At 43.0% G+C, this 19,373-nt stretch carries 17 protein-coding genes; 5 read left to right on the forward strand and 12 right to left on the reverse strand.

The window, feature by feature from the left end:
- Positions 1-77 precede the first annotated feature (77 nt).
- From bamA to rpsB, 9 genes are all read right to left on the reverse strand, one after another.
- Entirely contained in the window at positions 78-2,492 is a 2,415-nt protein-coding gene (gene bamA / locus ACY3ZI_RS16555) for an outer membrane protein assembly factor BamA (protein WP_036956363.1), read from the reverse strand.
- Positions 2,493-2,533: 41 nt separating this feature from the next.
- Entirely contained in the window at positions 2,534-3,886 is a 1,353-nt protein-coding gene (gene rseP, locus ACY3ZI_RS16560; protein ID WP_211887501.1) for a sigma E protease regulator RseP, read from the reverse strand.
- Between the two features lie 8 nt (positions 3,887-3,894).
- On the reverse strand, positions 3,895-4,761 hold the full coding sequence (cdsA, locus tag ACY3ZI_RS16565; RefSeq protein ID WP_487375544.1) for a phosphatidate cytidylyltransferase: 867 nt from the start codon (positions 4,759-4,761) through the stop codon (positions 3,895-3,897).
- Positions 4,762-4,767: 6 nt separating this feature from the next.
- Entirely contained in the window at positions 4,768-5,520 is a 753-nt protein-coding gene (uppS, locus tag ACY3ZI_RS16570) for a polyprenyl diphosphate synthase (RefSeq protein ID WP_211887497.1), read from the reverse strand.
- Positions 5,521-5,701: 181 nt separating this feature from the next.
- Positions 5,702-6,895 carry a 1-deoxy-D-xylulose-5-phosphate reductoisomerase gene (gene ispC / locus ACY3ZI_RS16575; protein ID WP_487375545.1) on the reverse strand — a complete coding sequence of 398 codons (1,194 nt, stop codon included), beginning with the start codon at positions 6,893-6,895 and terminating at the stop codon, positions 5,702-5,704.
- A 149-nt stretch (positions 6,896-7,044) separates the two neighbouring features.
- Positions 7,045-7,602 (reverse strand): ribosome recycling factor, encoded by a 558-nt coding sequence (gene frr / locus ACY3ZI_RS16580; RefSeq protein WP_036956356.1) that lies wholly within the window; start codon positions 7,600-7,602, stop codon positions 7,045-7,047.
- 108 nt (positions 7,603-7,710) lie between these two features.
- Positions 7,711-8,439: a UMP kinase gene (gene pyrH, locus ACY3ZI_RS16585; protein ID WP_006814045.1), complete on the reverse strand. Its 729-nt coding sequence runs from the start codon at positions 8,437-8,439 to the stop codon at positions 7,711-7,713.
- Between the two features lie 206 nt (positions 8,440-8,645).
- Positions 8,646-9,497: a translation elongation factor Ts gene (gene tsf / locus ACY3ZI_RS16590; RefSeq protein ID WP_036956353.1), complete on the reverse strand. Its 852-nt coding sequence runs from the start codon at positions 9,495-9,497 to the stop codon at positions 8,646-8,648.
- A 134-nt stretch (positions 9,498-9,631) separates the two neighbouring features.
- Complete coding sequence (rpsB, locus tag ACY3ZI_RS16595; RefSeq protein ID WP_036956352.1) at positions 9,632-10,357, reverse strand: 30S ribosomal protein S2; 726 nt, start codon at positions 10,355-10,357, stop codon at positions 9,632-9,634.
- Positions 10,358-11,045: 688 nt separating this feature from the next.
- On the opposite strand from rpsB, the gene map reads away from it, so the two are divergent.
- The 4 genes from map to ACY3ZI_RS16615 all read left to right on the forward strand — a co-directional run bounded on the left by map (position 11,046) and on the right by ACY3ZI_RS16615 (position 16,387).
- Positions 11,046-11,843, forward strand: coding sequence for a type I methionyl aminopeptidase (gene map, locus ACY3ZI_RS16600; protein ID WP_036956350.1), 798 nt, complete (start codon positions 11,046-11,048; stop codon positions 11,841-11,843).
- 106 nt (positions 11,844-11,949) lie between these two features.
- A complete protein-coding gene (gene glnD / locus ACY3ZI_RS16605; RefSeq protein ID WP_487375546.1) occupies positions 11,950-14,589 on the forward strand; it encodes a bifunctional uridylyltransferase/uridylyl-removing protein GlnD in 2,640 nt (879 codons plus the stop codon).
- 60 nt (positions 14,590-14,649) lie between these two features.
- The gene (dapD, locus tag ACY3ZI_RS16610; protein ID WP_211887492.1) at positions 14,650-15,477 is read left to right on the forward strand and encodes a 2,3,4,5-tetrahydropyridine-2,6-dicarboxylate N-succinyltransferase; all 828 of its coding nucleotides are present in this window, start codon (positions 14,650-14,652) and stop codon (positions 15,475-15,477) included.
- Between the two features lie 523 nt (positions 15,478-16,000).
- Entirely contained in the window at positions 16,001-16,387 is a 387-nt protein-coding gene (locus ACY3ZI_RS16615) for a DUF3461 family protein (RefSeq protein ID WP_036956344.1), read from the forward strand.
- Positions 16,388-16,449: 62 nt separating this feature from the next.
- On the opposite strand, the gene ACY3ZI_RS16620 is transcribed toward ACY3ZI_RS16615, so the two are convergent.
- From ACY3ZI_RS16620 to ACY3ZI_RS16630, 3 genes are read right to left on the reverse strand one after another with little or no spacing between them, the layout of a single operon-like run.
- Positions 16,450-16,902 carry a flavodoxin gene (locus ACY3ZI_RS16620; protein WP_211887490.1) on the reverse strand — a complete coding sequence of 151 codons (453 nt, stop codon included), beginning with the start codon at positions 16,900-16,902 and terminating at the stop codon, positions 16,450-16,452.
- A gap of 23 nt (positions 16,903-16,925) precedes the next feature.
- Positions 16,926-17,684, reverse strand: a complete 759-nt coding sequence (truC, locus tag ACY3ZI_RS16625; RefSeq protein ID WP_211887488.1) for a tRNA pseudouridine(65) synthase TruC — start codon at positions 17,682-17,684, stop codon at positions 16,926-16,928.
- A gap of 3 nt (positions 17,685-17,687) precedes the next feature.
- A complete protein-coding gene (locus ACY3ZI_RS16630) occupies positions 17,688-18,026 on the reverse strand; it encodes a YqcC family protein (RefSeq protein WP_211887486.1) in 339 nt (112 codons plus the stop codon).
- A gap of 248 nt (positions 18,027-18,274) precedes the next feature.
- Between ACY3ZI_RS16630 and ACY3ZI_RS16635 the strand changes: the two genes are divergently transcribed.
- Positions 18,275-19,171, forward strand: a complete 897-nt coding sequence (locus tag ACY3ZI_RS16635; protein ID WP_211887485.1) for a VirK/YbjX family protein — start codon at positions 18,275-18,277, stop codon at positions 19,169-19,171.
- Positions 19,172-19,373 lie beyond the last annotated feature (202 nt).

Raw genomic sequence — 19,373 nt, forward strand, 5'->3', positions numbered from 1 at the left:
TTAACCCATTCTTATGGCTGGAAATTTTGGTAGCCCTCATTATTTTATGAGGGCTGATTTCGATAGAGACTGAATTATTACCAAGTTCTACCAATATTAAATTGGAACTGTTCTGATTTGTCGCCTTCGTAATCCTTGATAGGTTGCGCATAGGAGAAGACCAGAGGTCCAAGTGGCGAAATCCACTGTAAAGCAATACCCGTAGAAACACGGACGTTAGTTGCTGTACCGTAGTCAGGCATACCTGCACGCCATGCTGGGTTAATACTGTTCCAGTTGGTATCCCATACGGTTCCCGCATCTACAAACAGAGATGTACGGATCGTATTCGCATATTTTTCGTCGATAAATGGCGTTGGTGTAATCAGCTCAAATGAACCTGCATACATCGCGTTACCACCAACCGCATCGCTAGATGGGCTACCTGGCTCAGGACCATCTTTGCCATCTACATTCTTCAGATATACAGCTTTCGGACCGATGTTATTCGAACGGAAACCACGGATAGTGCTAGAACCCCCTGCATAGAAGTTCTCATAGAATGGCATTTGTTTGCTACCAATACCATCACCATAACCCGCCTGCGCGCGACCTAACACAACCCATGTTTCATCATCATTCAATGGGAGATATTGGGCAGTATCAAAACGCAGTTTGTAGTATTCGTTATCAGAACCTGGGACAGTAATTTTGCCTGAAACACTGGTTTTGTTACCCGATGTTGGGAAGAAACCACGGTTTAAGGAGTTATATGTCCAACCTAAGTTTAGCGTAAAGTCATCAGCTCTGAAGCTTTCTTTGTTACGACCATCTTTAGTCACCGGTGGGTTTTCACCCATAGATTGTAGATAGTCCCACATTGCAGCTTGCGCACGCATGTCAGACAGGTCGTTATGAACATAACCCGCACCAATACGGAAGGAGTTATTTTCATTGAATGGGAAGCTTAATGTGCTATCTAAACCATACGTTTTGTTGTTATAGCCAGATAAGTCCGCATCTTTCGCACTAAAGTCGTTATAGAAGATACGTCCACCCAGACTCACACCGTTAACAGTGAAGTAAGGGTCTGTCATTGAAAACTCGACGTTTGTTGAGTAGTCATTTCGGCTGGCGTTAATACCAACCGCATTACCTGTACCCAACCAGTTATCCTGAGTTACACCAACTTGGAAGCTAACGCCACTTTCAGTACCGAAACCAACACCAAAGTTCATTGAACCGGTGTTACGTTCTTTAACCTTATAGATAACATCAACTTGGTCTGGGCTACCCGGAATACGCTGAGTTTCAACATCAACGGTTTCGAAGAAACCAGTACGGTTCAGACGCTCTTTACCTAATTCAACTAAATCGTTACCTAACCAAGCACCTTCCATTTGACGCATTTCACGGCGTAAAACGGAATCTTTACTGGTATCGTTACCTTGGAAACGAATTTGACGAACATAGAAACGGTTACCTGCATCAACGTTAACATGCAGTTTAACTGTCTTGTCAGCATCATTAATTTCAGGCTGAGTCATTACGCGCGGATAGGCGTAACCATAACGACCAAACAGGTCTTTAATTTGGTTTTCCATCTGAGTCACTTGCGCACCATTGTATAACTCACCTGGTGTGATGGTGATCAGCTCTTGGATATCCGCTAAATGCTCTGCCGTATTACCATTAACATCCACGCCAGAAATCTTATATTGATCTCCTTCAGTGACATTAATCGTAATGTAGATATCTTTCTTATCTGGTGTCAGACTCACTTGCGTTGAGTCGATATTGAAACGTGCATAACCACGATCAAGGTAGAAACTGCGCAGGGTTTCTAAGTCACCCGCCAATTTTTGTTTTTGATATTTTTGGTCAGCCGCTAGGTTCCACCATGGCACATCATCACGTAATTGGAGCTTGTTCACCAATTCCGCTGTTGAGTAATTTTTATTACCCACAATGTTGATCTGCTGGATTTTTGCAGACACGCCTTCAGAGAACACAAATTTTAAATCCACGCGGTTACGTGGTAATGGCGTGACCACCGCTTTTACTGTCGCATTGTATTTACCAACACTGTAGTAAAAGTCCTCTAAACCTTTTTCAATATTCGCAATTTTAGTGCGGTCTAATGCTTCACCCACACGGACATTGGATGCTTCCAAGTTCTGCTTTAGCATGTCATCTTTTACAGATTTGTTACCTGTAAAAGTGATACTCGCGATGGTTGGTCGTTCTTTAACTTGAACGATCAGCGTATTTCCATCACGCAGGACCCTAACATCTTCGAAGTTACCTGTAGAGAATAGCGAACGAATCGAACGACTGATATCTTCGTTATCGATTGAATCCCCGACCCTGACAGGCATGTTCAATAATGCTGCACCAACGGCGACGCGTTGTAGACCTTCGAAACGAATGTCTTTAACTACGAATCCGTCTGAACCGTATGCAGTGGCGCTACCTAAAAGCAGCGACGCTATGAGCAACTTTTTCATCGCCATCGTTGTTATGCGTATTCCTTACTGGTCCCAAGCTTACAAAATTAGAAGCGAGAGAAATCATTAAAAAGTGCAAGTCCCATTAACAGAATCAATGCCATTGCACCAATTCGAAAACTAAAGTCTTGTACTCGCTCAGACACTGGACTCCCTTTAATTTTTTCAATTAATAAGAAGAGTAAGTGCCCCCCATCTAACACAGGCAATGGAAATAGATTGATGATGCCTAAGTTCACGCTAATCAGCGCAATAAACATCAGATAATATACCAAGCCTGACTCCGCCGAAACCCCCGCACCTTTTGCGATAGATACCGGCCCGCTCAAGTTATTGAGTTTGACATCCCCAACAACCAGTTTACCCATCATATTGACTGTCAGTTTCATTAACTGCCAAGTCTTGTCGCTAGCTTGAAACAGTGCAGATATAGGGTTGTATTGCTGCACTATTTTATATTCATCAGCTAGCGGTAATACAGTTAGTTCGACACCTGCAACGCCAAAACGCTCACCTTTTTTGCCTTCCTGAACATCAGGAACCAAGGTTAAATCAATCAATGTCGAATTACGTTGTACGGCTAATTTTAATGGTGTCCCCGGATTATTTCGGATTATTCTCGTCACTGGATTCCACGTATCCAGAAGCTCTCCGTTGACACTGATAATTCTATCTCCCGGTTTTAAACCGGCACGCTCGCCCGCTAAGCCTTCCGTCACTTTATGGATGACTGGGTCAACCTTCGCAGACACTGGCATAATCCCTATTGATAAAATAGGATCCTGCTTTTCAGGGTCAAACTGCCATGCGCTTAAATCCACTGTTTTAGAAACCGGTTCATTATATCCTTGAGGTAAAACTTGTGCAGTAAATTCCCTATCACCAATTTTACTCACTAGCGCTAAACGAACTGAATTCCAATCAGGTGTTTCGATACCGTCTATCGATTTTAGTTCCATCTGAGGCTCAAAATTTGCCTCAGCAGCAATGGAATTTGGCTTAATGCTATCAATGACTGGGCGAACAGATGGAATCCCAATCATAAAGACAATCCAGTAGACAACAATAGCAAGCAAAAAGTTCGCAAGAGGCCCCGCGCTAATAATGGCGGCACGTTGTCCAACAGTCTTATTATTGAAAGCTAAATGACGGCGTTCTGGGCTTACTTCACCAACACGCTCATCGAGCATTTTGACGTAGCCACCAAGCGGGATCAGCGCTAAAACAAACTCTGTCCCATGTTTATCGACTTTACGCCATAGCGTTTTACCAAACCCTATAGAGAACTTTTCAACATAAACACCGCAACGGCGCGCGACCCAATAATGGCCAAATTCGTGCACCGTAATCAGCACACCAATCGCAATAATAAACGCCGCTAAGCTCCAAATAAATCCCATTAATCTTCCTAAAGACCAAAACCGTTAAAAACTAACAAATTCAGCCCTGCAAATACAGGGATTGCCGCAGTTAGGCTATCAATTCTATCGAGTATTCCACCGTGACCTGGAATTAAATGACTACTGTCTTTAATACCGGATTGGCGCTTAAACATACTCTCTGTTAAGTCACCGAACACAGATACTACAACAACAATAATTGAAGTCACTAGTAAATAATCTGGCATTGCTGGGATTGGCGCATATAAGCTAAATAACCATGAGATAATTCCAGCGGTAATTAAACCACCGATTAACCCTTCCCATGTTTTACCCGGGGAAACTTTTGGTGCCATTTTATTGCGACCAATAGTACGTCCAAATGCATAAGCACCGGAATCAGCACCCCATACCAGTAACATAACGTAGAGTAGCCACCATGCCCCAACAGAGGTATCAGCTTGGTAACCAATGGTTCTTAATACCATCATGCCACTATAGAAAGGCACAATAGTTAATACGCCAAACAGCAAGCGAATGATGACCGATTTACCCCATGAAGCAGAGGCTGGGTATGTCACAACCAATAAAATGGCGGCAATCCACCAGATTAAGCCCGCCCAGAGGCTATATAAAATAAACGGAGAACTTGAAAGTGCGATCATGTCTGGTAAAGAAAATTGAATTGCGAGTAATACCGCCGCAAATACAACTGCTAAACCGATACGTTTAGTTTGTGAATGCCATCCCGCAAATTGCGCCCATTCCCATGCGCCCAACGCACAGACTGCTATCACCACAAAACCGAAATTTGCTGGGGACAGTAAAAAAAGTGCAGCAATAACAATTGGAATTAAAATCACCGCAGTGAGTAAACGATACTTCAGCACATCCATCCCCTTTTATTTGACGAGTTCGTCATCTGATTCTGCTCCACCATAGCGCCGTTCTCGCTTGCTAAAAGCATCGACTGCATCCTGAAACACCATTTCATCAAAATCTGGCCATAAAACGTTGGTGAAATAAAATTCCGCATAAGCAACCTGCCATAACAAGAAATTACTAATGCGATGTTCTCCACCTGTACGGATCACCAAATCGACACACTCTTGGTCATGCATACAAACATGGTCGCTAATCGTACTTTCAGTTACGTCATCAATAGATAACTCACCACGACTCACTTTTTCATAAACTTGTTTAACGCTATTAACAATATCCCAGCGTCCACCGTAGTTAGCGGCAATATTCAGTTGTAAACCTGTGTTACCTGCGGTTAATGCTTCCGCTTTATCAATTCTTTTTCTTAAGGTTTCACTAAAGCGGTTAACATCACCAATAATTTTCAGTTTTACGTTATTTTTATGCAGGTTTTTGACTTCATTATCTAATGCAAAAACAAACAGATCCATCAACGAACTGACTTCTTTTTCTGGTCTTTTCCAATTTTCACTGCTGAATGCGTAAAGTGTCAGGGAACGAATATTATTCTTTACTGCAAAACGCACAGAACTACGTACAGATTCAACACCTGCTCGATGACCAGTAATTCTGAATTTTCCTCTCTGTTTTGCCCATCGCCCATTACCATCCATAATGATGGCAACATGCTTAGGCATCATAGAATCAGAGAGATTTTCACCACTAGAGTTCATTAAATGTTAATCCTTGTCTGTACTACTTGGGAAATCCGGCTCAATCATAACTCTTATGATTATAATTGCTGATAAGACACATCCTTAATATGCTTATTGTTGATAAGCTTTCTATTCTCAACACGCCACATATTAAAGATATATTATAGTTATCAGCAACTAAATAAATCACATATCAAGATTAAAATTCTTGAGCAATTAGCTGAGCTGCTTCACGACGAGCACAAGCATCGATTTCTAAGACCTCATCAATAGACGTGGGTTCCGAAAAATCTAATTTATCCATAATCTTGTGATTGATTTTTGCAATATCCGTAAAGCGAATTTTCTCTTCTAAGAATGCACCGACAGTGATTTCATTCGCACCATTTAATACAGTCGTCGCCGCTTGCCCTTGGTGACATGCATCGATAGCCAGTTTCAGGCAAGGATAACGTTGGTAATCAGGCTCCACAAAAGTCAGCGAAGATAACGTAGTGAAATCCAATGGCTTAGCACCCGACATAATACGCTGAGGATAGGCCATGCTGTACGAAATTGGTGTACGCATGTCCGGTGTTCCTAACTGGGCGATAACACTCCCATCACGGTAACGAACCATAGAGTGGATCACAGATTGAGGGTGAATAATCACTTCCATCTGCTTTTCGTTCGCATTAAAGAAATAGCAGGCCTCGATATATTCTAGACCTTTATTCATCATAGTCGCGGAGTCTACCGAGATTTTTCGCCCCATTGACCAATTAGGATGATTACATGCCTCATCAGGTGTCACCTGGTCAAAATAAGATAAAGGCGTGTCTCTAAATGGTCCACCAGACCCAGTTAATACAATGCTGGAAATCCCTGAAGCCGTCAGGTCGGCAAAGCCTAAATTCAATTGAATCTCTTCTGGTAAGCTTTGGAAAATCGCATTATGCTCACTATCAATCGGGAAAACTGTCGCTTGATGCTCTCGAATCGCATTAAAGAATAAACGGCCACTGGTAATCAGAGACTCTTTATTCGCTAATAATATTCTTTTCCCTTTGCGGATGGCTGACAACGTTGGGAGTAGCCCCGCCACACCAGTAATAGCAGACATCACTTGATCCGCTTCATCTAATCCAGCAAGTTCAATCGCAGACTCTGTACCTGATAAAACTTCTGTTTTGCAGTTATTTTCCGTCAAAATAGTACGTAACGCTTTCGCTGCGCTTTCGTCAGCCATTGAGACATATTTAGGATTAAATTCAAGGCACTGACTTGCCATCTCAGTCACGTTTTTACCTGCGACTAATGCAAGAATTTGGAATTTATCAGGATTTTGACGAACAACAGAAAGTGTACTTGTACCGATTGAACCTGTAGAACCCAGGATAGTAAGACGTTTCATAGTGATCAGATACTCTGTATTAATTCAATACTGAGATTATATCAGCTTAGTGATGAGAAAGGATTGTTTAATAGAAATGATAAATAATAAAGCCATACTAAAGCACACTTTTAAAAAATGTGTTCAGATGGCTTTATTATCAAGATGGATTAAAACTCCATCAGCTCCGCTTCTTTCTGAGCTAATGCTTCATCCACTTTTTTGATGAAGTTATCAGTCAGCTTTTGGATGTCATCCTGTGAACGGCGCTCGTCATCTTCACTGATTTCTTTGTCTTTCAGTAAAGCTTTAACTTTATCGTTCGCGTCACGGCGGACGTTACGAATTGCGATACGACCTTGCTCAGCATCACCACGAACCACTTTGATTAAGTCTTTACGACGCTCTTCCGTTAATGGAGGAAGTGGAACGCGGATAACAGTACCTGCTGAAGATGGGTTCAGACCTAAGTCAGACGCCATGATCGCTTTTTCAATTGCAGGTGACATGCTACGGTCAAAAACAGAAATTGCTAATGTACGTGAATCTTCAACAGTCACGTTAGCTAATTGACGCAGAGGCGTTGCTGAACCGTAATATTCAACAGAGATGCCGTCTAACAGGCTTGGAGAAGCGCGGCCAGTACGAACTTTGCTGATTTGACTTTTTAGTGCTTCAAGGCTCTTTTCCATACGGTCTTGAGCATCTTTTTGGATTTCGTTAATCACGTTATCAACCCTTAAGAACTTGTTATTAAAGGCCGCAAAGCAGCCTCGCTTAAATTGTCTGAATTTATGTTAGATAATACATTCAAACTCAGGTCATGTCTCTGAGTATTAATTGTGAGAAATCAGAGTTCCTTCATTTTCACCCATCACAACACGGCGTAATGCGCCTGGCTTATTCATGTTGAAAACACGAATTGGCAGGTTGTGATCGCGTGCTAGCGTAAATGCAGCTAAATCCATAACTTTCAATTCACGCTCAAGAACTTCTTGATAATTCAGGTTTTCATACAGAACGGCATCAGGATCTTTGGCAGGATCTGACGAGTAAACGCCATCAACTTTTGTGGCTTTCAGTACAACATCAGCTTCAATTTCAATACCGCGTAAGCAAGCTGCTGAGTCCGTTGTGAAGAATGGATTTCCTGTTCCCGCAGAGAAGATAACCACACGGCCGTGACGCAGTAAGCTGATAGCTTCAGCCCAGCTATAGTTGTCACACACGCCATTGAGTGGAATCGCAGACATCAGTCTTGCGTTTACGTATGCACGGTGCAGCGCATCACGCATTGCCAGACCATTCATCACGGTTGCCAGCATACCCATATGGTCACCAACAACGCGGTTCATGCCTGCTTGTGCCAGACCGGCACCACGGAACAAGTTACCACCACCAATAACCACACCGACCTGTATACCCAGTTCTATAAGTTCTTTGATTTCCTGAGCCATACGATCTAAAACGCTAGCATCGATACCAAAACCTTCTGCACCTTGTAGAGCCTCGCCACTTAGTTTAAGCAGAATACGCTGATAAACGGGTTTTGCATTGGTTGCCATGAGTTGTGTCCTAACAGGTCATTATTGGAGTCATACATATAGAGCCTCGCTCTATATGCCGAAAAATGTATTTGATACAGAATGCTACACAAAAATAGTTCAAGTTGCAGGAAGTTGAATCGCTACACTAAAAGAGGCGAATGCATGCAGCTTGAAATATGCAGTGTATTAAAGAAAGGCCGCCAATCGGCGGCCCTTTTCGTTGATTACTTGCTCATTGCAGCAACTTCTGCTGCGAAGTCAGTTTCAACTTTCTCGATACCTTCACCAACTTCAAAGCGGATGAAGTTAGTTACGTTAGCACCTTTTTCTTTCAGTAAGTCACCAACAGATTTGCTTGGATCCATTACGAAAGGCTGGCCAGTCAGAGAGATTTCGCCAGTGAATTTGTTCATGCGACCGATAACCATTTTTTCAGCGATTTCGCGTGGTTTACCAGATTGCATAGCGATGTCTAACTGAATTTGGTGCTCGTGAGCAACAACGTCAGCTGGAACGTTTTCTGGAGTTACATATTCTGGCTTGCTTGCAGCAATGTGCATAGCGATGTGTTTCAGCAGTTCTTCATCTGCGCCTTCGCCAGCAACCAGAACACCGATACGAGCGCCGTGCAGGTAGCTACCTACTTGTGCGCCTTCCAGAATAGCAACGCGACGGATATTGATGTTTTCACCAATTTTCGCAACTAAAGCTGTACGTGCTTCTTCGAATTTTGCTTTCAGAGCGTCGATGTCAGCGTTTTTATCAGCAACAACTGAAGCTAAAACTTCTTTACCGAATGCTAAGAAACCAGCATCTTTAGCAACGAAGTCAGTTTCGCAGTTCAGTTCGATCAGCGCACCAGTTTTACCGTCGTTGAAAACTTCAGTCAGGATAACGCCTTCAGCAGCAACACGGCCTGCTTTTTTAGCAGCTTTCGCTTGACCTGATTTACGCATGTTGTCGATTGCTAATTCGATGTCGCCGTTAGCTTCAACTAATGCTTTTTTACATTCCATCATACCTGCGCCAGTACGTTCGCGCAGTTCTTTTACCAATGCAGCGGTAATTCCAGACATGTGATTTATTCCTCGATATGCCTCACGGGACTTTCCCACAAGGATAATTCTGATTCACAGAGACAAAAGGGGCCTAAGTAGGCCCCTTCTAACCAATATATAGCAATACCTGGTTAATAAGGGCTTTTGCCTTATTATTCAGCTTCTACTAAGCTTTCTTCTGCTTGAACAGCCAGATCTTGTGAACGACCTTCACGAACGGTGTTTGCAACAGCGCCCAGATACAGTTTGATTGCACGGATTGCATCGTCGTTACCAGGGATAACGAAGTCGATACCGTCTGGATCAGAGTTAGTATCAACGATAGCGAATACTGGGATACCCAGGTTGTTAGCTTCTTTGATAGCAATGTGTTCGTGGTCTGCATCGATAACGAACAGAGCGTCTGGTAAACCGCCCATATCTTTGATACCGCCTAAGCTGTTTTCTAACTTACCAAGTTCACGAGTACGCATCAGCGCTTCTTTCTTGGTCAGTTTGTCGAAAGTACCGTCTTGTGACTGAACTTCCAGATCTTTCAGACGTTTGATTGACTGACGAACAGTTTTCCAGTTAGTCAGCATCCCACCTAACCAACGGTGGTTTACGAAATATTGATCACAGCTTCCAGCAGCTTCTTGAACGGCTTCGCTTGCAGCACGTTTAGTACCAACAAACAGAATCTTGCCTTTACGAGAAGCAATTTTAGTCAACTCAGCCAGAGCTTCGTTGAACATTGGAACAGTCTTTTCCAAGTTGATGATATGAACTTTGTTACGAGCGCCGAAAATGAAAGGTTTCATTTTAGGGTTCCAGTAACGAGTCTGGTGACCAAAGTGAACGCCCGCTTGTAACATATCGCGCATGGAAACAGTTGCCATTTTATACCTCTGTATATAAGTAATTGGGGTTATGCCTCCACGAATCCCATGCTACCGACTCTATAGCTGCGTCTAAACGCATAAGAGCACCCCGGCGCACGTGCCGATTCGTGTGTGTTATTACACAATTGAGTTTTAGTTTATGCACATCCAATCGATGCCTTTAAGATTCACTCACTAATCCAAATTAGATTAAAAAATGAGATAAAGAGAAAAATATGGATTGCCGGCGCGCTTTATACCATAAAATGCAGTTGTAATCCAATAATTGTTGTTTTTTTCGCTGATAAAAACTAAGTGTATTATTCAAATATCAATGAATTTTGCCCGTCACAAAAGAGCCTCCGTGCAAATATGGGGCAACAACAAAGCGATAGCGAAAAATGGTCAAGACAAAAAATTCACCATCAAAAATCGACTGGCATTTTTGACAATTTGTGCTCTAGAAAGCTCAATTTGAACAAACCACGCCTAAGGCTTGGCTTACCCTGTGCTCCATTATTTGTTTTTAATCGGCTTGTATAATCGAATTGTGAGCATCTAAACATATCGCCTACTAGTTGGCAGAAAATGCGGTGACTGTTACCATACTCAGCATCAACGGTAAAAATGTCGCAACAATTGCCCATTTCCAAACCCTTTTTTTAACATGTCGCAAATTCCTTGCTGACATATATGGACTGAACTCATGGCTATTATTATCAAAACTGAAGAAGATATTCAGAAAATGCGTGTTGCTGGTCGCCTAGCAGCTGAAGTGTTAGAAATGATCGCACCGCATGTTGTGCCGGGAGTCAGTACAGGTGAATTGGATCGCCTTTGCCATAAACACATTGTTGAGCAACAACAAGCGATCCCAGCCTGCCTTGACTACCACGGTTTCCCTAAGTCTGTTTGTATTTCTGTGAATGATGTTATCTGCCACGGTATTCCAAGTGACGATAAAATTCTGAAAGATGGTGATGTGGTTAACATCGACGTCACTGTCATCAAAAATGGTTTCCACGGCGATACCTCTAAAATGTTCATCGTCGGTAAACCAACTATCCAAGGTGAGCGCCTGTGCCAAGTGACTCAAGAGAGTCTGTATCTGGCAATCCGTATGGTAAAACCAGGTATCCGTTTACGCACCATTGGTAAAGCCATTCAAGAATTTGTTGAGAAGCAAGACCTGTCTGTAGTTCGCGAATATTGCGGTCACGGCATCGGTGAAGGCTTCCACGAGGAGCCACAAGTACTGCATTATGATGCAGATGACAGCGGCGTTGTGCTGCAAAAAGGCATGACCTTCACTATCGAGCCAATGGTGAATACCGGTGATTTCCGTATTCGCACCATGAAAGATGGCTGGACAGTCAAAACTAAAGACCGTGGTTGGTCTGCACAGTACGAGCACACCTTAGCGGTGACTGACAACGGCTGTGAAATTTTAACTCTGCGTAAAGAAGAAGAGCCATTTATTTCTGCGGTTCTGATCAACGAGTAATCGTATTTCAAGCTCCTCCTTGGGGGAGCTTAGTTTTTCTGTTCATCCCCCCTAAAAAAACGTAAGCTGATCATAATTTCTGTATGGCTCTCAACACGGACAGATGATGATGACGGCACCTTCAAACAGCTATTTATCCCCCACGCAATTCCAACCTTCCGATCTTGAGCTCTCAGCGCTTCGGCAACACGTTGATCAATTTGATTCTTGGTTAGAATCTGCATTTCACCAAGGGCAAAATGTCGTGGATTTACTCCGCGCCCGCAGTGACTATCTTGATGCCCTGCTCACCAAGCTTTGGCAGAGTTACCATTTTGACCAATGTTCAGGGATGTCGTTGATTGCCGTCGGTGGCTATGGTCGTCATGAGCTACACCCGCTATCAGACATCGACATTTTAATCCTCAGCCAGCAACCGATTCCTGAAGAGATTGCAGCTAAAGTCGGTCAGTTCATTACCTTGCTGTGGGATTTGCGTTTTGATATCGGGCATAGTGTTCGCTCATTGGAAGAGTGCATTGACGCTGGAAAACAAGACTTAACCACGGCGACTAATCTGATTGAATCGCGCTTAATTTGTGGTGATATCGCCCTATTCTTAAACTTACAGAAAACCATTTTTAGTGATGATTTTTGGCCTTCCGCCACATTTTTTGCCGCAAAAATAGCCGAACAGCAGGAACGCCATCAGCGTTATCACAGTACCAGCTACAATTTAGAGCCAGATATTAAAAGCAGCCCCGGCGGATTACGGGATATTCATACCTTACTGTGGGTAGGTCGCCGTCATTTTGGTGCAACAACCGTCGATGAAATGGTGGGCTTTGGTTTCCTCACCGAAGAAGAACGCCAAGAACTCAAAGAGTGTTTATCATTTCTATGGAAAATCCGTTTTGCCTTGCATTTAGTGGTTAAACGCTATGACAATCGCCTACTGTTTGACCGTCAATTTAGTGTTGCACAATCATTAGGTTACACCGGTGAACGTAACCAACCTGTCGAGCGCATGATGAAAGATTTCTATCGCGTCACTCGCCGCGTCAGGGAATTAAATCAAATGCTGCTACAACTGTTTGATGAAGCTATCTTGGCATTAAATCCAAATGAAAAACCGCGCCCTATTGATGAATATTTCCAACTGCGTGGCAACTTAATCGATGTGATTGACGAAATGCTGTTTATCAAACAGCCCGAAGCTATTTTAAAAATGTTTTATCAAATGGCTCGCAACCCCAATATTGAGGGGATCTACTCCACCACATTACGCCAACTGCGCTTTGCTCGGCGCGATCTGAAACTCCCCTTATGCGAAATTCCTGAAGCCCGCCGCATGTTTGTCAAAATTTTGCGCCATCCAAGGGCTATCAAAGGGGCTTTCGTCCCGATGCACTTACACAGTGTTCTCAGCGCCTATACGCCACTTTGGAGCAATATCGTTGGGCAGATGCAATTTGACCTGTTCCACGCCTATACAGTGGATGAGCATACTATTCGTGTCTTACAAAAGATCGACAGTTTTACGCAGGAAGAGAATCGCCGCGAACACCCACTATGCGTGAGTGTTTACCCTAAAATTTTACAACCCGAACTGCTGCGATTAGCGGCAATGTTTCATGATATTGCCAAAGGGCGCTCAGGGGATCACTCCGATCTCGGTGCTGAATTTGTCTATGAATTCGCTCTTCAACATGATTTTACAACCAAAGATGCCGAGCTTGTCGCATGGCTGGTGAAAAATCACTTATTGATGTCCGTGACCGCCCAGCGCCGAGATATTCAAGACCCGGATGTGATCAAACAGTTTGCCGGGGAAGTTAAATCGACAGCGCGCTTGAATTACCTGATGTGCTTAACGGTTGCTGATATTTGTGCCACCAACAGCACGTTATGGAATAGCTGGAAGCAAAGTTTGATCCGTGAGCTTTATCTTTCTACCGAACATCAACTCAACCAAGGCATGCAAAGCACGCCCGATCTTCGTGAACGCATTCGTCATCATCGTTACCAAGCGCTATCGCTACTTCGACAATCGCACATCGATGAAGAGCTGCTCAACACTCTGTGGTCACGCTGCCATGCGGATTATTTCTTGCGCCACACGCCGACTCAACTGGCTTGGCACGCCAATCACCTGCTCAAACATGATTTAACCCAGCCTTTGGTGTTAATCAGTACTCAACCGAAACATGGCGGAACAGAAATTTTTATCTGGTGCCACGACAAAGCGCATTTATTTGCAGCCGTTGCCAGTGAGCTGGATAGACGCAACCTCAGCATTCATAGCGCTCAAATTTTTACTAATAAAGATAATATGGCGATGGATACTTTCGTGGTACTCGAACCTAATGGCTCGCCACTTTCGAAAGATAGATATGAACACATTCGTAAGGCGCTGTTACTGGCGGTTCAACAACCTGAAATTCCATTACCAAAACCGCGAACCCTCCCTGCGAAGCTACGTCATTTCAGCGTACCAACCAAAGTGAATTTTCTACACTCCAATAATGACCGCCGTACCTATATGGAGTTATTCGCGCTTGATCAACCAGGATTACTCGCCAAAGTGGGGCATATTTTCGCTCAAATGGAGATTTCTTTATACGGTGCCCGCATCACGACCATCGGCGAAAAAGTCGAAGACTTTTTTGTTTTGGCTGATAAAGAACACAAAGCGTTGGATAAAAATATGCAACAAGAGTTATCAGAAAGGTTGACAGAAGCCCTTAAATCGAAGGATAAAATATAGTGCCAGTCTCATTGATGGCATGTTACCTGACTGAGAACCATTGTAGGAGAAACAGCATTAATGCAACAATTACAAGCAATTATTGAGCAAGCATTCGAAGAGCGCGCATCCATTACCCCGAATACTGTCACGCCAGCAGTCAAGCAAGCCGTGATGGAAACCATCGCTTTATTAGATAGCGGTAAACTGCGTGTTGCAGAAAAAATTGCAGGTGTTTGGGTCACTCACCAGTGGCTGAAGAAAGCGGTTTTATTATCTTTCCGTATTCATGATAACCAAGTTATCGAAGGCGCAGAAAGCCGCTATTTTGATAAAGTTCCAATGAAATTTGCGGATTACGACAAAGCACGCTTTGAACGTGAAGGCTTCCGTGTTGTGCCACCAGCAGCCGTACGCCAAGGGGCTTACATCGCTAAAAACAGCGTGTTAATGCCATCTTACGTCAACATCGGCGCGTATGTTGATGAAGGAACTATGGTCGATACATGGGCAACAGTTGGTTCTTGTGCGCAAATTGGTAAAAACGTTCACCTTTCTGGTGGCGTTGGCATCGGTGGCGTTCTGGAGCCATTACAAGCAAACCCAACAATTATCGAAGATAACTGCTTTATCGGCGCACGTTCTGAAGTGGTTGAAGGCGTGATTGTTGAAGAAGGTTCCGTGATTTCTATGGGCGTTTATCTGGGTCAAAGCACCAAGATTTATGACCGTGAAACGGGTGAAATCTTCTATGGTCGCGTACCTGCGGGCTCCGTTGTTGTTTCCGGTAACTTACCGTCCAAAGATGGTAGCTACAGCCTGTACTGCGCCGTGATCGTGAAAAAAGTCGATGAAAAAACCCGCGGAAAAGTCGGTATCAATGAGTTACTAAGAAGTATTGATGAGTAAGTATAGAGCAGTGATTGACTCGTAAGTTACCGAATCAATTACTCATCAAACTCTAAACTCTCACCTCCCCTTACACTTTAAGGGTTGCAAAGTGTAAAACGCGAAGCTACCCCGAAGCGCATGTCCATCTGCGAATCGGGTAGCCGAGTGTACTTAGCCATTGTTCCACTGATCCATTGATTTACTGATCCATTGATTAATAATGGAAAATCCTGCACCTCAAGCACAAACCTCTCGTTAAGTCAGCAGAAGCCTCTGGGTTATAGATAGATAACACAAATAATAAAGTAGATTCTATTACAAACAGAGGTTGGTCAAACGGGATTGATCGCGCATAATATGGCCGAGAATTTACAGCCCTTGGTCAATTAGCTGCTATTATTAGATGGTTGTTTTGTAACTCATCATTTTATAAGCAATTAGGGCTCAGTAGATGGTTATAAAAAGAGACTGCCTTGTTTATAGCCCTTATTTATAACCCTAAAAGTCATCGACACAGTCCCTTACGATTAAGCGAGCTAACATGTACGATAATTTGAAAAGTTTAGGTATCAGCAATCCGCAAGATATCGACCGCTATTCCCTGCGCCAAGAAGCTAATAACGATATTTTAAAAATTTACTTTCGCAAAGATAAAGGCGAGTTTTTCGCTAAAAGCGTGAAATTTAAGTACCCACGCCAGCGTAAGACTGTTGCAGCAACTGATGGCAGCAACAACTTCAAAGAAATTAACGAAATCAATACTAACTTACGTTATGTGATTGAAGAACTAGACCAAATTTGTCAAAACGACCAAACTGATGTTGATTTAAAACACAAAATTTTGGATGACCTGCGTCATTTAGAACACGTTGTGTCCAATAAAATCGCAGAAATTGAAGCGGACCTCGAGAAACTCACTCGTAAATAGTCTACTTCCTCACTGCACTGTAAGCCGACATGTTTACAGTGCAGATGTATAAGGCTCACTATTTACAGCAAATCTGCCCAAGATTGTAACCACACTTTGGCAAATTCTTCAGGCTCATCCACTTCAGTCGCATCAATAAACAGCACATCGCCAATACGGCTACCAGATTGCTCAGCTAATAACTCATCAAACTGTTTACCCGCTCCGCAGAAGTTCTCATAGCTGCTATCACCTAAGGCGATCACGCCATACTTCAATTCAGGCTGATAGCCGACAATATCTTTAATTTCATAAAAAAGAGGCGCAATGGTATCGGGAATGTCACCTTGTCCGGTAGTGGAAGTGATCACCAGAGCAACGCCTTCCCCCGCATTATAGACTTGCCAATCCGCTAGCGTTGGCTCCTCAAACACTGCCACTTCATGGCCTTGCTGTTCGAAGATCTCTTGCGCCACTTCTGCAACCGCTAATGCGTTGCCATACACTGTCCCGACAAAAATTCCGATTTTGGACACTACGTCCTCCTTATAAAAGCCTATCAAACAGGATAATCAATCACATTAATATCGAGCTTTGAGACAGTATCACCCCACCCAAATTGCTCAACTAATGATAGCCATTGTGCATCCCATGGCGCGACTAACGATATTTTTTCTTCTGTTATAGGGTGAATAAATATTAGCTGGCTAGCGTGCAGCATCAAGCGAGAGACTGAAAAATGCTCACTTACACCGCGGTTTTGTCGTAAGTCTCCATGTTTACTATCCCCAATAATGGGATGACGTAAATGGGACATATGACGTCTTAATTGGTGTTTGCGTCCCGTTTCAGGCTTAAGCTCAACAAGGCTAAAACGCGCAGTATCATAGCGCCCAATTGCCACTGGACACTCGACTGTCGCCAAGGGTTTGTAGTGGGTGACACACTCTTGTAACCGAGGCTCTTTAGTCGCGTGTTTATCCGCAATTTTGTCGAGTTCCTCAAGTAACGGGTAATCTAATCTATCCCCTTCCGTAACGTAGCCCCGCACAATCGCATGGTACACTTTTTCCATAGTATGCTGCTCAAACTGCTCGGCGAGTGACCTTGCGACTTCACTGGATAATGCAAACAACAACACACCCGATGTCGGTCTATCAAGACGGTGGATTGGGAAAACATGCTGCCCAATTTGGTCACGCAGTGTTTGCATCACAAACACCGTCTCTTTGCTGTCTAGCCAACTGCGATGTACCAACATGCCTGCTGGTTTATTAACAGCAACCACATACTCGTCTTGATAGATAATCTCCAACATCCGTTATCCGCCCATCACTGTAAATTGAAAATAACTATCTAATTCACGAAGATGGTCAAGAAACTCAATAAATCGCCCTTCTTCATCGTCTTTGTAGATTTCTTCAAAATACGGTGCGATAGCAAAATTGCTCGGTAGCATGGCACCTTGATCAATCATTGCTGTCAGTCGAGGGATTAAAATCCACTGAAGCCATTGGGCGGCTTCCATCGTATCGATGGCAAAAGGTTCCACACTTTCAAACGCGTCTGGACTTGGCGGGACCTCTTCCCATAAGGATTTGGCTCTCATCTCTATTTCAAGATGACCGAGTTTCTCAAGGATGCGTTGCTCAATATTCATACTAAAGCCTATTCAAATATAATAATTCAAAATATACCGTATTTTTGAATACGGTTCTGTCGCAAACATGGGGATGAGACAAACAAAAAACAATCATGTGCCTAAAAATTGACTTTCAATTTTCCATTTTTAATATTTCTTAAAATAATAAATATTTGTTTATCATTCGTTATATGTTTAGCATTTATTATCAAATGTTTTTCTACACAGTTTGCTTTTTTCATTATTAACATAAAGATGGTTTATCTATGGGACTATTAAAGCAGTGGCGTCAACAAAACAAGACATGGAAATCTTTCACTAACAAATATGTACAGCTAAAAAGAAAGATCCGCATTGCTAAGTTGCCTTCACAACAATATCAGCAATATAAATCGATGTGCGATACATACCAAAGCGCCCTGCTATCAGCGACCATCGATGGCGTACCTCAATTTATTGAGCGACCAATTAACAAATATCTGCATAAAACGTGGAGTGGTAAACAGAAATTATCCACTGCAAGCTACACGTTAGATTTAATTGAAAAAACCTTTACACCTGAAGCGATCACCGCCATGTTTTCGGATAAACGAGACGGCTTAACGGTCGCAAATATTGAGCTAAAATCCGGTGATTTTGCCCAATTAAAAATGATCTATTCTCAATATCCACGTGAAGGGGATCTCTCCATCCATTTACTCAATGAAACGGGTGATGAAATCTATTTGATGAGCTTTTCATTTGGTGAACAAGGTCAGCTTTATGTCTGTTCCCTACAAGGGCCATCGACAGAGCAGAGCGTAGAGCAAGTGAAATCCATTACGAAACAGATGCATGCAATGAGGCCTAAAAACCTTTTAATGTCTGCTATTTATGCGGTAGCTGCTTATTTCCAAATCAAATCTATTCTCGGGATTTCAAATAACAGCCATATCAAAAGCCAGCATTTAAAATCCAGCTACGATACGTTTTGGGAAGAGTGTGGCGGAGTTTTAAATGCCGAAGGTTGGTATCAATTACCACTTCAAGAGCCAATGCGTGATATCGAATCAGTGAAAAGCCAGAGACGTTCCGAATTCCGTAAGCGCGAAGCACTGAGAGAAGCCATGTCGCAAAGTATTATTGAGTCCCTCACCCAATACTCAAACTCAGCTCAGAAATAAAAAAAGTAGCCAGCTAAAACTAACTGGCTACTTATCTATCAATTGACTTGCATCCTGCAATGCGACTTCCTGCCGCCTAACATCCTGTTAGATAAAAATTTAGCAGACCAACCGCTCTGCCAGGTTATCCATTTCCTTGTTTTTTATATGTAAAAAAGCTAAACAACTACCCTGTCCAGCCCGATAAGAATGTATTAAATCC

The sequence above is a fragment of the Providencia sp. LY12 genome, from assembly GCF_057621555.1.